The 14,034-nt window shown below is 70.6% G+C and carries 7 protein-coding genes and 1 other RNA gene; 1 reads left to right on the top strand and 7 read right to left on the bottom strand.

Going from position 1 to position 14,034, the window contains the following annotated elements:
* Nucleotides 1-131 precede the first annotated feature (131 nt).
* The 5 genes from AC3WRI_RS09875 to AC3WRI_RS09855 form a co-directional block, all read right to left on the bottom strand.
* Entirely contained in the window at nt 132-1,037 is a 906-nt protein-coding gene (locus tag AC3WRI_RS09875; protein ID WP_010814256.1) for a LysR family transcriptional regulator, read from the bottom strand.
* A gap of 76 nt (nt 1,038-1,113) precedes the next feature.
* Complete coding sequence (recR, locus tag AC3WRI_RS09870) at nt 1,114-1,728, bottom strand: recombination mediator RecR (protein ID WP_010814257.1); 615 nt, start codon at nt 1,726-1,728, stop codon at nt 1,114-1,116.
* An 8-nt stretch (nt 1,729-1,736) separates the two neighbouring features.
* Entirely contained in the window at nt 1,737-2,069 is a 333-nt protein-coding gene (locus tag AC3WRI_RS09865) for a YbaB/EbfC family nucleoid-associated protein (protein WP_010814258.1), read from the bottom strand.
* Between the two features lie 70 nt (nt 2,070-2,139).
* A complete protein-coding gene (locus tag AC3WRI_RS09860; RefSeq protein WP_041687440.1) occupies nt 2,140-4,422 on the bottom strand; it encodes a DNA polymerase III subunit gamma/tau in 2,283 nt (760 codons plus the stop codon).
* Between the two features lie 120 nt (nt 4,423-4,542).
* A complete protein-coding gene (locus AC3WRI_RS09855; protein WP_010814261.1) occupies nt 4,543-7,026 on the bottom strand; it encodes an adenosylcobalamin-dependent ribonucleoside-diphosphate reductase in 2,484 nt (827 codons plus the stop codon).
* 167 nt (nt 7,027-7,193) lie between these two features.
* Here AC3WRI_RS09855 and ffs point away from each other — a divergent pair.
* Nucleotides 7,194-7,292, top strand: an RNA gene (ffs, locus tag AC3WRI_RS09850) — signal recognition particle sRNA small type.
* A gap of 159 nt (nt 7,293-7,451) precedes the next feature.
* On the opposite strand, the gene AC3WRI_RS09845 is transcribed toward ffs, so the two are convergent.
* Together AC3WRI_RS09845 and AC3WRI_RS09840 are read right to left on the bottom strand one after the other, a co-directional pair.
* A complete protein-coding gene (locus AC3WRI_RS09845; RefSeq protein WP_492293273.1) occupies nt 7,452-11,054 on the bottom strand; it encodes a UvrD-helicase domain-containing protein in 3,603 nt (1,200 codons plus the stop codon).
* Nucleotides 11,051-13,918, bottom strand: coding sequence for a PD-(D/E)XK nuclease family protein (locus AC3WRI_RS09840; RefSeq protein ID WP_492293272.1), 2,868 nt, complete (start codon nt 13,916-13,918; stop codon nt 11,051-11,053). Before AC3WRI_RS09840 ends, AC3WRI_RS09845 begins: the two co-directional genes overlap by 4 nt.
* Nucleotides 13,919-14,034 lie beyond the last annotated feature (116 nt).

The following is a 14,034-nucleotide window of genomic DNA, read 5'->3' as shown; positions in this document are numbered from 1 at the left end:
CAATGACTGGCTTGTCATACATTGCGTTCGAACGGAGTGTGCCCCAGCAGGGGGCCTGCCAGGAATCGGCAATCGGAGAAGCGGGCTTTCTCGGAACGCGAAAGGCTGCGGAGCCGCTCAGCGCGGGCGCGTCAGAACGGCGCCCGGTCCCCGCACAGGTGGGTGATCAGCAGACGGGCCGAGACTGTCAGCCCGGCCGGGTCGCGCAGCCCGATCAGCAGCGAGCGGCGCGCCCAGGCGTCTTGCAGCGACACCAGCGACAGCCCCATCGACTTGACGTGCGGCTCGGCAGCGATGCGCGGCAGCACGCCCACGCCCAGACCGGCCATCACCATGCGGCACATGGCATCGAAGCTGCGCACCTGGATGCGCAGCCGGAACGGCCGGTCGAGCCGGCTGCTCTCCTCGAGCAGGCGCGCGGCCAGCGAGGTTTCCTGCGGCAGGCTGACGAAGTCGAATTCCAGCGTATCGGCATAGTGCACCGGGCCGCGCGCGGCCAGCGGATGGTTGGGCGGCGTGATGATGACCAGCTCGTCCTGCCGGTACTCGATCGTCATCAGCCCGGCCGCGGGGGTGCGGTCGGCAAAGATGCCCACGTCGGCGCGGTTCTCGACCAGCGCGGCGACGATATCGCGGCTGTTCTGCTCTTCCAGCTCGATGCGGATGGTGGGATGACGCTGCATGAACGACGCCAGGTCGTCGGGCAGGAACTGCGTGATCGCCGAGGTGTTGGCGCACACCCGCACCTGCCCGCGCACGCCCGAGGCGTAGTCCGACATCACGCCGGCCATGCGTTCGACGTCCTGCAGGATGGTCAGCGCATGGTGGAAGCAGGCCTGGCCGGCCTCGGTCAGCTGCACGCCGGCGGCATGGCGGAAGAACAGCGGCGCGCCGACCGCGGTTTCCAGGTCGGAGATGCGCTTGCTGGCGGCGGCCACGGCCAGGTGCGACTGGCGCGCGCCGGCCGAGATGCTGCCCTGCCGGGCCACGGCGACGAACAAGCCAAGCGTGACGAGATCGAAGCGGGCCAGGTTCATGGGAGAGGCAGGCGACTGAAGAAGGCGGAAGAACGCGGTGACCGGCGCGCGGGCAATCGGCCCCGCGCGATCGTGCTCAGAGGTTGCGGCGGTCCATCACCGCACGCGCGATGGTGCCGGCATCGACGTACTCCAGCTCGCCGCCCACCGGCACGCCGCGCGCCAGGCGCGACACCTTGAGGCCGCGCGCCTTGAGCATTTCGCCGATGTAGTGCGCGGTGGCCTCGCCTTCGCTGGTGAAGTTGGTGGCGACGATGACTTCGCCGACCGGGCCGCCCAGCTCGGGCTCGGTGGCGCGCGCGAGCAGCCGGTCAAGATGGATCTCGCGCGGGCCGATGCCGTCCAGCGGCGAGAGCCGGCCCATCAGCACGAAGTACTTGCCGCGGTAGGTCAGGGTCTGCTCGATCATGACCTGGTCGGCCGGGGTTTCCACCACGCACAGCACCGAGGCGTCGCGGCGGTCGTCCAGGCAGGTCTCGCAGATCTCCTGCTCGGTGAAGGTATTGCAGCGCTGGCAATGGCGGATATGGTCCGCCGCGCCGCGCAGCGCATCGCCCAGCTTGCGCGCGCCCTCGCGGTCGTGCTGCAGCAGGTGGTAGGCCATGCGCTGGGCGGACTTGGGCCCGACGCCGGGCAGCACCCGCAGCGCTTCGACCAGTGCCTGCAGCGAGGTCGGGGACGATGCCTTCACAGTGGCGTTCAGAACGGCAGCTTGAAGCCCGGGGGCAGCGGCAGGCCCGAGGTCATCGAGCCCATCTTTTCCTGCGAGGTGGCTTCGGCCTTGCGCACGGCGTCATTGAAGGCGGCGGCGACCAGGTCTTCCAGCAGGTCCTTGTCTTCGCCCTCGGCCAGCAGGCTGGGGTCGATGGTGACGCGCTTGACGTCGTTCTTGCAGGTCATGACCACCTTGACGAGACCGGCGCCGGACTGGCCCTCGACCTCGATCTGGGCCAGCTGCTCCTGCATCTTCTTCATGTTTTCCTGCATCTGCTGGGCTTGCTTCATCAGCCCGGCGAGTTGACCTTTCATCATGATGGAATGCTCCTGGATTCGGTAAGAAATTCGGTGAAGTAAGTTCGGTAAAGCAAACGCAGGCCGCGGATCAGGCGGCGCGCGGCTGGATCGAGCCCGGCACGATCTGGCCGCCAAAATCGCGCAGCAGGCCCTGGACAAAGGGATCGGCCTCGATCACGGCCTCGGCTTGGCGCTGGCGCTCGGCGCGCGCCTCGGCATCGGCGGCCGCGGCCGTGATGGAAACCCCGCCGACTTCGCAGACCACGCGCACCGGCTCGCCGAAGTGGTCGCACAGCGCCTGCTGCAGCCGCTCGGACACGCCGTTCTCGCCCAGGGCCGCGACCGGGATGCGCAGGTGGAAGGTACGTCCGACCACCTGGGTCAGTTCGCTCTGGTAGGCCAGCTGCTGCGCCAGGCCCTTCAAGGGCAGGCCGGCGGCCAGCACCGGCCATTCGCCGGTGAAGGCCGGCGGGGTGCCATCCTCGCCCGCTGCTGGCGGGCGCGGGGCGACGAACTTGGCGGACTCTGCCGGCGCCGCGGCTGGCTGCACCGGAGCGGTCTCGCGCGCCGGCTCGGCCTCGCGCGCGGGCGCCCGGCGCGGCCCGGCGGCACGCGCTGCCGGTTCGTTGAAACCGTTGTCGCGGTAGCCAGGATCGCTGTCATAGGGGCCGATGACCGGCAGGTCAGGCGGCAGCTCTTCCCACGGCGGCACATCGCTGCCACCCGCCAGCTCCCAGGGCGGCACGGATTCCGGCTCCGCCTGGCGCGCGGCGGGCCGTGCCGGCGCTGCCGGCGACTGCATGGGCGCCTTCGCAACCGGTGCCGGCGGCCGACTCACGGCTGCCGCGCCGGGCGCGCGCAAGGGTTGGGCCGGCGGGCGCTGCGCGGCAGCCGGCGCTGGCGCCATGGCCGGCGGCGGCGCCTTGCGGCCGCCCCCACGGGCAGCGGAAGCCTGGCGGGCGGCCGCCAGCGCGGCGGCGGCGGGCGACATGGCCCCGTTGCCGGCGCCAGCGGCCGGCCGTGCCGGCGCAGCTTCAGGGGATGCAGGGACAGCGGCAGGTGCGGCAGCGGGTTCAGCCACTGCCACGGGCTGGACCGCCCGTGCGGGCATAGGGGCAGGGACCGGGGCCGCCGCAGCACCGGCCTTGGCCTGTTCGGCGGCATTGGCCACAGCCGTCGCATGGCGGGTATCAACGGTTTGCGCGGCTTCGGCACCACGCTGGCGCGCAGGCGCGGCACCACCGCCCTGCCCTTGCGCCGTAGTGGGTTCAGACGACGGCCGGAACGCCAGCATGCGCAGCAGCGTCATGGTGAAGCCGGCGTACTCGTCCGGCGCGAGCGCCAGCTCGCTGCGGCCGAGGTTGGCGATCTGGTAGAACAGCTGCACTTCCTGCGCGTCGAACACCCCGGCCAGGCGCCGCACCTCATCGGCTTCGGGCCATTCGTCCTGCACCGAGGCCGGCACGGCCTGCGCCAGCGCCACCTTGTGCAGCAGCGAGCCCAGGTCCTGCAGCGCGCCGGCAAACGACAGGCTGCGGTCGGCCATGGCATCGGCAATCGCCAGCATGGCGGCGCCGTCCTCGGCGGCCAGCGCATCGAGCAACTGCACCAGGTAGCCCTGGTCGATCGCGCCCAGCATGCCGCGCACCGCGTCTTCCGAGACCTGGCCCGCGCTGTAGGCGATGGCCTGGTCGGTCAGCGACAGCGCATCGCGCATCGAGCCGTGCGCGGCCTGGGCCAGCAGGCGCAGCGCATTGCCGTCGTGGCCGATGCCTTCCTGCGCCAGAATATGGTCCAGGTGCGAGACGATATGCCCCGGCGGCATCTGCTTGAGGTTGAACTGCAGGCAGCGCGACAGCACCGTGACCGGAATCTTCTGCGGATCGGTGGTGGCGAGAATGAACTTGACGTGCCCGGGCGGCTCTTCCAGCGTCTTCAGCATGGCGTTGAAGGCGTGGTTGGTGAGCATATGCACTTCGTCGATCATGTAGACCTTGAAGCGCCCGGAGGTCGGGGCGTAGACCGCCTTGTCCAGCAGCTGCGCCATCTCGTCGACGCCGCGGTTGGAGGCGGCGTCCATCTCGATGTAGTCGACGAAGCGGCCGCTGTCGATCTCCTGGCAGGCCTTGCACTGCCCGCACGGCTGGGCGGTGATGCCGCCGTTGCCGTCAGGGCCGGTGCAGTTCAGGGCCTTGGCCAGGATCCGCGACAGCGTGGTCTTGCCGACCCCGCGCGTGCCGGTGAACAGGTAGGCATGGTGCAGCCGCTGCTGTTCCAGCGCGTGCGTGAGCGCGCGGACCACGTGCTCCTGGCCGACCAGCGTGGTGAAATCCCTGGGGCGCCATTTGCGCGCTAGAACTTGATAACTCATGGCGGCGATTGTAGCAAAATGCAGCCCCCCTCCGGCCGCCGCCGCCCCGACCTCGCGGTCTTTATTCGCCACGCGCCGCGCGGGCTGGCTCCGGTGGCCGCAACCAGCCCGCGGCGTGGCTCAGCCGCACTCGCCCACGTAGCCGCAATTAGCGCATTTGGCGCATCCGTCGACCTTGTGCAGGGCGTGCGCGCCACACTCCGGACACGGCTTGCCGGTGCCGACACCGGGGGTGCCGGGGGCTCGGACCGGGCTGGCGAGATCCGCCCCGGCATCCGGCGCCTGCCCCCCGCCTTCGCGCTGGGCCAGCCTGGCCGCCAGCGCGGCTACCGGCACCTGGCCGCCCTCGGCATCCAGGAAGCCGCGCTTGATCAGGATGCGCTGCAGCGCGTAGCTGAGCGCGGCCACTTCGGAATCATGGAAGCGCGGCACCTCGGTACCGTCCTGGCGCAGCAGCGTACCGTAGCGCACCGTGCCCTTGTCCCACACCACGTTGCGCATATCCGCCAATGCCTTGGCCACCGAGCCGCCAGAGCGCGCCACCATCGACAACAGCCGCATGGTCGAGGTGATCCACTGCTGGCCCTCGCTGCGCTGCCCCGCCGGCATGAAGAACTCCACCGGGCGCTCGATCTCCACCGGCTTGCCGTCGGCAACGCCGGCGACGCGCATGAAGTTGACGGTCAGGTAGACGGTCTTGTGGCCCTCGTAGGTCAGGTATTCGACCTTGGACGTCACCCCCTCCAGGTCGCCCACCGGCCGGCTGCCGAAGGGGCGAACCAACGGATTATCGTCGGCCACGGCAGCGGGAGCCACCGCCGGCGCCTCTACTGACAGCACGGCCCCCAGTACCGAATTGGGGCGATAGGTCGCCAGCCCCTTCAGGCCGGCCTTCCACGCCTCCAGGTACAAGTTGCGGAAGGCTTCGTACGGATAATCCTCCGGCACGTTGACGGTCTTGCTGATGCTGGTGTCGATATACGGCTGCACCGCTTCCAGCATCCGCATATGGTCCAGCGCCGACATCTGCAGCGCGGTGACGAAGGCATCCGGCAACTGGGCCATGTCGGCCCCCATGTGACGGTAAAGCCGCCAGGCATGATCCGCCACCTCGAAGCTGCGGTAGCTGTTGTCCGGCATCCGCTTCTTGCGGTTATAGGTCCACGAGAAGGCGGGCTCGATGCCATTGGACGCATTGTCGGCAAAGGCCAGCGTGATGGTGCCGGTGGGTGCGATCGACAGCAGGTGCGAATTGCGCAGCCCGTTGCGCGCAATGGCATCGCGCAAGCGTTCCGGCAGCCGGCCGGCAAACCCGCTCTGCAGGTAGGCGTTGGCATCGAACAGGGGGAAGGCGCCCTTCTCCACCGCCAGTTCGGTCGACGCCAGGTAGGCATCGTCGCGCATGCGTTCCGAGATCCGCGCCGCCAGCTGCCGCGCCGGCTCGGTGTCATAGCGCAGGCCCAGCATCACCAGCGCGCTGCCCAGCCCCAGGAAGCCCAGCCCGACGCGGCGCTTGGCGTGGGCCTCGGCCTGTTGTTCGGGCAACGGCCAGAAGGTCACGTCGAGCACGTTGTCGAGCATGCGCGTGGCCACGCGCACCACTTCGGCAAAGGCATCGAAATCGAATTCGGCCTGCGGCGAGAACGGCTGGCGCACGAAGCGCGTCAGGTTGATCGAGCCCAGGCAGCAGCAGCCATAGGACGGCAGCGGCTGCTCGGCGCACGGGTTGGTGGCCTCGATGCGCTCGCAGTAATAAAGGTTGTTGTCGGCGTTGATCTGCGACAGGAACAGGATGCCCGGCTCGGCATGGTCGTAGGTGGCCTGCATGACCTGGTCCCACAGGTTGCGCGCTGGCACGCGCCGGTACACCCACTGGCCGTCGTCGCGGCGATAGGCGCCCGCGGCGATCATGTCGGCACCCGGCTCGGCCTCATGCACCAGTTCGACCTCGCCGTCGGCCTGCACGGCCTGCATGAAGGCATCAGTGACGCCGATGGAGATATTGAAGTTGCTGAGGTCGCCCTTGTCCTTGGCGTGGATAAAGCTCTCGATATCCGGATGGTCGCAGCGCAGCACGCCCATCTGCGCGCCGCGGCGCGCGCCGGCGGATTCCACGGTGGCGCACGATGCATCGAACACCTTCATGAACGACACCGGCCCCGAGGCGCGCGAATGCGTGGCCCGCACCAGCGCGCCGGCCGGTCGGATCGCCGAGAAGTCATAGCCCACGCCGCCGCCGCGGCGCATGGTTTCGGCGGCCTGCGCCACCGCCGTGTAGATGCTGGGGCGGCCTTCGCGCGGCTCCGACACCGAATCGCCCACCGGCTGCACGAAACAGTTGATCAGCGTGGCCTGGATGCCGGTGCCCGCCGCCGAGTTGATGCGTCCGGCCGGCACGAAGCCGTTTTCCTGCGCCCACAGGAAGCGCGCGCTCCAGGCCTCGCGCTGGTCCTCGGGTTCGGCCTGGGCCAGCGCGCGCGCCACGCGTTGCCTGACATCGGCAATGCTGCGCTCTTCGCCCTTGGCGTATTTCTCGATCAGGACTTCGGTGGAGATTTCCTGCGGCGCCAGGGCGCCGCGAATGATCTGGTCGTTTGCGTTCATGTATTGGCTCACCACGGTCTGGGTCGGTGAATGGTCGGGCCGCCGCGGCCCGCGTTACCTGCGCCAGATCAAGCCGACGCATTTGCCGCGGGCAATGACCCACCACTGCAAAGGGCATTCAACGCAATTTCTCCGCGGTATCGCGGTCTGGGGTACAATGCCGCTCGGACGGGCCTCCTCGCATGGTGGCGCGGTCAACCTGGTCAGGTCGGGAACGAAGCAGCCACAGCCGTTTTCCGCCAGTGCCGAGGGTCAGGCTCGTCCACCTCACACCCCTCCTGCCGTACCCCTCCCGCTATCTCCGCACGCACGAGTCGTTCGCAGCGCAGTCCCTGTCACTTTAGTACAGCCGGGCCACGAGCGCGCGCGCCGCACATCCCATTTTGCGCCGATTCTGGCACCCTGTCCGGGTGCCACGCCAGCCGTCAGAACAGCGAGCCCTGCTGCGGCATCGGCGGCGCCAGACGCTCGGCGGGAATCCATTCGCCGTCCGCGGTGGCCACGCCGGCCTCGATACGCTTGCCCGGGAACATCGGCGCAAGCGCGGCCGCATAGCGGCCCAGCTGCGCGCGGTAGGCTTCATGCTCCTGCGGCAGGAGCCGCAGCTTGTAGTCGACGATCACCACGCGGTCGTCGAACTCCACCAGCCGGTCGATACGCAGCAGCCTGCCGCGCGCGTCATAGAGTTCGACTTCATTGCGCGCGCTGCGGGCGTCCCCCGCCCCCAGCAACGGCGCCAGTGCCGGCGCGCACAGCATCGCAGCCACCGCCTCCAGCGCTTGCGCCACCTGTTGCCGCCACGCCTGCCGTGCCGCCCCGGTGTGCGCGCCCGTCAGCGGGAACCAGCGCAATACGGTGTCGATCCCCGGCACGCCGGCAAAGGCTTCGGGATAGCGCGTCAGGCGTTCCAGCAAGGCATGCACCAGCTCGCCGTGGCGGGCGGCCGCAGCGTTGAAGACGATGCCGTCGGGCTCGTCTTCGGCCTCGCCCTCTTCTTCAAACCCGATCCCCTGCCGCGCATCCACCGCATCGCGATAGCGCAGCCGGAAGTCGGTAAAGCGCACCGGCTCGCTCAGGCGCGCGGGCATCGGAGCCTGGTCCTGCGCATCGGCCAGCTCGCCCGGATAGGCCGGCACCATCTCGCCGACGCCTGCGGCCTGCAGCCGCACATACCAACTGCCGGCGATCTCGGCATTGCCCTCGCCCGAACCGCTGCGGCTGGCACGGCCCTTGACCCCGCTGACCAGCAGGCCCTGCTGCGCGCGCGTCATGGCCACGTACAGCAGGTTCCAGTTCTCGCGCTCGCCCAGCGCCGCCTCCGCCTCGAACAACGGCGCCCGCGCCAGCCCGCGCTCGCTGCGCTTGCCGTAGGCCGAGAAATGCCGAGGCACCGGCGACGACGGCGGCCAGTCGACCAGGATGCCGCCCCGGTCCGCGGCCGGCTCACTGTGGTTGGCATCGAGCAGCACCACGAACGGCGCCTCCAGGCCCTTGGCCGCATGCACGGTCAGGATATGGACCGCGTCGAGGCCGGCAAACGCCGGATCGTCCTCGGCCGGCTCCACGTCTTCGGCGCTCTCGCCCATGCCGCCTTCATCGGGGCTTTCGCCCTCGTCGCCGCGGCGGATTTCCTGCAGCTCGTCGATAAATTTCGGCAGGCTCGGATAGCGCCCGCCGTCGAGGTCAAGCGACAGCTTCAGGAAGGCGTCGAGGTTGGCCAGCACCTGTTCGCGGATATCCGGCGGCGCGGCCTCGGCATAACGGCGCCGCACTTCGCCGCCGTGGAAGATCTGGTCAATCAGGTCATGCACCGGCCGGTGCGGCGCGACGCGCAACCACTGGCGCAAGCGCTGCACGCCTTCGCGCAGCGCATCGGATACGTGTTCGGGCAGGCCGCCTGACTCGATGCGTGCCCACCAGCCGCCCTCGCCTTCGATCCGGGCCAGCGCCAGCAGGTCGTCGTCTGTCGCTCCCACCAGCGGGCTCTTCAGCACGTGCGCGAGATCCAGGTCCGATTCCGGCGTCATCAGGAACGCCAGCAACGCCGACAGGTCCAGCGCCTCGAGCGTGGCCAGCAGGCCGCCGCGGCGCGGGCTCAGGCACGGGATGCCGGCCTCGCGCAGCGCGCGCTCATAGTCAGCCAGATGGGTCTTGCGGCGCACCAGCAGATGCATGTCGCTCCAGCGCGCGGGGCGCTGTTCGCCGCCCTCATGGACCGGCACGGTGTCGCGCACCAGGCGCAGCCACGCGGCCACGCGCCGGCCCTCTTCCAGCCGCAGCGAATCGCCGGCCTGCCGGCGTGGCTGCAGCAGCGTGTCGCGATGGGCGGAGGCGGCTTCGGCGGACTTGTCCTCTGCACCATCGTCAACGGCGTCTTCGGCCTTGTCCTCGGGCTCCACCAGCGGCAGCAGCCAGACCGGCCCGTTGCCTCCGGCCAGTGCCGTGGTCTGGGTCGCGTACAGCGGATAGCGGCCCTCGGCGCGTGCGGTGTCGAACACGGCGTTGACCCAGTCCAGCACTTCGGCACGGTTGCGCCGGGTGCGGTTGGTGCGCAGCACGGTGGCGCCGAACGTATCGCGCAGCATCTCGCCGGCCGCGCCGAACAGCCGTGCATCGGCGCGCCGGAAGCGGTAGATCGACTGCTTGGGATCGCCCACCAGGAACACCGTCGGGCGCTCGCCCAGGCCCGCATAGCCGGCCAGCCAGCCCTGCAGGATGCGCCACTGCAGCGGGTTGGTGTCCTGGAACTCGTCGAGCAGCAGATGGCGGTAACGCGCGTCCAGCCGCACCTGCAGGTACGTGGCGGTCTCTTCGTCCGACATCAGGCGCGCGGCCTGCCATTCCAGGTCGGCGAAGTCCATCGCGCGCTGCTCGTCCTTGTGCCGCTGGTAGCGCGTCAGCAAGGCATCGCCGATGCAGAACAGCGCGCGGTTGATCGCCAGCACCGCGGCTTCGCAACAACGCGCGCTGATGTCGTCAAGCATGGCGCAGATCGAGGCATGCTCGTCCAGCAACGCATCGACCATGCCTTCGCCGCCGGCGGCCTTGACCAGCGCCGCGGTGCGCCGCAGCGAACGCGGGCCGCCGGTGGTGGTGAAGAACGCGGCGCGCAACTGCGCGAACGCCCGTTCGGCGGGCTTGCCGGGCGCCGCGCCCGCTTCGCGCCACGCGGTGATCGCCATCAGCGCATCGGTGATGCGGGCGGCGTGGGTCTGCTCGGTCTTGCCGGCCGCGCCCAGGCGCAGCGCCAGCGACTCGCAGGCATCGCGCCAGCCTTCGTCGGACAGCGCCTGCAGCAGCACGTCGCCCCGGGCGTCTTCGCCCAGGCAGTCGGACAGCGCCTGCAGCGGGTCGCCGCCCTCCTGCATCGCCCACCATTCGCTGCGGGCATGGAACATCGCGTCCAGCAGCGCGCGTGCCTGGAAGTCGCCCACGGCATCGACCAGCGTTTCCCACGCGGCGCGCAAGTCGGTGTATTGCTCCGTGGCCAGCGCGCGCCAGACCGGGGCCCAGGCTTCGCGTTTCATGCGCAGCGCATCTTCGCGCAGCGCCGCGCCCGGCACGATGCCCGAGGCCAGCGGCGCGCCACGCAGCAGCGTGCCGAACCAGCCGTGGAAGGTATCGATGGCCATGCGCCCGGGCGCGGCCAGCACCTGCGCATGCAGGCGCCGCGCACGCGGCAGCGCCTCGCGCGCGGCGTCATGCGTCAGGCCGCGCTGCACCAGCGCTGCGACCACGTCTTCATCGCTGTCGCGCGACATCTGTGCCAGCACCTCCAGCAGGCGGTCGCGCATTTCTTCGGCGGCCTTGCGCGTGAAGGTGATGGCCAGGATCTCGTGCGGCGCGGCGCCGGCCAGCAGCAGGCGCACCAGCCGCGCCACCAGCAGCCAGGTCTTGCCGCTGCCGGCACAGGCCTCTACCACCACCGAGCGCGCGGGATCGCAGGCGGCGCGCGTGAACTCGGCCTCGGAAACGGGCTCGCCGTCGCGCTGGTAAGGCTGGACGTGGTGCGGATCGTGGGGCGTCATGATGTCAGCGCCGGCACGGCGGTGGATTCCCAGAAGCCCTTGCGGCACAGGCCGCGGGCGGTGCAATACAGGCAGGCGGAGGCATCGCCGAAGGCCGGCAGCCTGGCACCCTGGCGCAGGCGCATGACGTCGTCGCGCATCTGCCGTTCCAGCCAGATGACGGCGGCTTCAAAATCGGGCAGGCCGACTTCGCGCTGCGCCGCCGCTGCGCCCTCGCGCGCGCCTTCGAGCGATACCCAGCTGCCCGCTGCCGCATCGGCGCGCAGCAGGCCGTAGAACGGCAGCTGGCAGTCTTCCCCGACCTCGGCCAGCTTGCGCTTGAGGCGGGTGGCGCTCTGCGTCTTGTAGTCGAGCACGGCATGCGCCCCGCCCGGGCCCTGGTCAAGCCGGTCGATGCGCCCGGTCAGGCGCAGCGGCTGGCCGTCGGGCATCGGCAGGTCGATGCCGGCGTCGAGCTCGCCGCCGCGCCAGAACCAGCCCTCGGCCTCGCGCGCGGATTGCCAGGCGACATACGACGGCATCACCTCGCGCCAGCGCCGGTAGTAGGCAATGGCATTGCCGTCCTCGGCCATCAGCGCGCCGAACACGCCTTCGGAAATCTCGGCCAGGCGGGCCAGGCGCCGGTCTTCCGCCAGCGTCTCGCCACGCTCGCGGCGCGCCTGCAGGTCCTTGTGGTAGCGCAGCAGCACGTGGTGCAGGTGTTCGCCGATCTCGCGTTTCTCCAGCTCGTCGCTGACTGTCTCCAACCCGGCCAGGCCCAGCATGCGGCCGGCGAAGAACTGGTAGGGGCAGCGGCGCAGCATGTTGTAGGCCTGCGCGCTCCAGCGCACCGGCACCAGCGCGGGCTCCGCCGCCGGCGCCGGCATGCCCTGCGGATCGGCAAAGGTCTCGTGCGCCTGTGCTGCGGCGGAAGCTTCGATGCTGACGCCCGCGCGCGCGCAGCACGCCGCCAGGCGCTCGATCCAGCCCGACACATGATGCGGCTCGCCGCGGCTGCCGTAGCGTTGCCAGGTCAGCACCACGTCGTCGTTGTTCAGCAGCACCTCGGCCAGGTCGCGCGCCTGTTGCGCAAAGCGGGCCTCGCGGTCTTCCAGGTCCAGCTCGCGCCGCATCTGGTTGGAGAAGAACATCAGCTCGGCGGCGCTGGACGGCAGTTGCGCGTCATCGCAGCCGACGATCACCACGCCCTCGAAGCGGCGCATGCGCGCGCCGTTCAGCGGCAGGATGGTGATGCGCGCCGGGCCGCTGGCCGAGGGCTCCTTGTAGGCGACCGATTCCAGCAGCGCCGACAGCATCGCGCGGAACTCGCCCTGCGACAGCGTGGCATGGCCGCCGGTCTCGTCCAGCGGCAACTCCTGCAGCCGCGCCAGCGCATCGAGCAGCTGGCTGCCGGCATCGTCCGCGGCCAGCGCTGCGCGCATGCCGAGGCCGTCGAGCATGCCGTCGAGCCGTTCCAGCCAGGTTGCCAGCGGATGCTGCGCGAGGCCGCGCGGCCAGCGCGCCGCCTCGTCGGCGAGCACGGCGATGAGCGCGTGCGCGGCGTGGCGCGGCGCTTCGGCGGCATCCTCGTCTTCCGTGGCAGCTTGCTGCGCCGCGGTCGGTGCGTGGCCGAACAGCTGGCGCAGGCGCGCCCAGCCGCCGGTGATGCCCTCGCGCCGCACCTGGCGCTCCAGCAGCGCGATGGCCGCGCCGCGCCCGGCAACCTCCGGCAGGCAGAACGGGCTCTTGAGCAGGTCCAGCAGCGCGGCGGTGTCGCCGTCGCGCACCAACAGGTCGAACCAGCGCATCAGCGCGGCGGCCGCGCGCGTGGTGGAAAGCTTCCAGCCGGTCTCGTCGCGCACCGGTGCGCCGGCGCGCGCCAGCAGGGCACGGGCGCGCCGCGCCACCACGCGGTCGTGCGCGACCAGCGCCACCTGGCGGCGGCCTTCATTGAGCCACTGCACCAGCTGCGCGGCTGCCGCGGCGGCTTCATCCTCGAAGCGCGCGCTGCCGACCACGCGGATCGACGGACGCTGCGGCGGCAGCGCAGGCATGGCCGGCGCGGGGGCGACGGCTTCGGCATCATCGACGATCCTTGCTTCCGGCCATAGCGCCAGCAGGGTCTGGTACCAGTCGGCATCGCTCCCGCCCTGCCCGGTCCAGTCATAGCCGACCTGCAGCACCGGCACCAGCTCGGCGGCATCGCGCAGGAACGCGGCTTCAAGCGGCGTGGGCGGGGTCGGGGCAATCCAGATCACCGGGCCGCGCAGCTGCTGCGACAGCTCGCGCAAGGCGCGGCGCCGCGCCGGCAGCGGATCGTCCGGGCCGGACAGCGCCTGCCAGAATGCCAGCACGATGCGCGCCTCTTCGCCGAGGAAGCGCTCGGACAGATGCGAATAGGTCCGTTCCAGCGCGCCCTGCAGCAGGCCGGCGCGATCGTCGCCGTCGATCTCGTCATCGTCGCGGATGGCGGCGTCTTCGAGCCAGCGCGCGTTAAGCTCGTCGCAGATCGACAGCAGCGTCTGCGACAGGCCCCATGCGGCGGTCTCGTTCTGGGCGCCGAAGGCGCGGCGCAGCCAATCCTGCCCGCGCACCGCCTGCTGCACGGCCAGCAGGCGTGCGGCCGGGCTGCGCACCGGGGCGCCCTCGGGCGGCAGGTCGAGCAGCCAGTGGCCCAGCGTCAGCACGCGCGGCAGCAGCCGCGGGCTGCCCGACGCGCGCGCGGCGGCGTCCAGTGCCTGGCGCACGCCCGGGATCTGCGCCGCGGTGGGCACGACCACGTGCGCGCCCGCCTCCGGCGCGCCGCAGCGGTCGAGGAAATACCAGGCAGCCGTGGCCGCCTGGTCAAGGAAATCAGGGCCAGGGCGGAAACGTAGCGACGTCATGGGCGCGTGGGGCGCAGCCCGGAATGGCTGCGCGAACTGCGTCGGTCGGCGAAAGCGTCAGGATGCAACGGAAACAATACGGGCGCCGCCGGCCTGGGCGGCTGGCGGCAAGTGTG

The organism is Cupriavidus sp. FW305-27 (assembly GCF_058787995.1).
The sequence above is the reverse complement of the archived record's forward strand: the minus strand, read 5'-3'. Positions and strand labels throughout refer to the sequence as shown.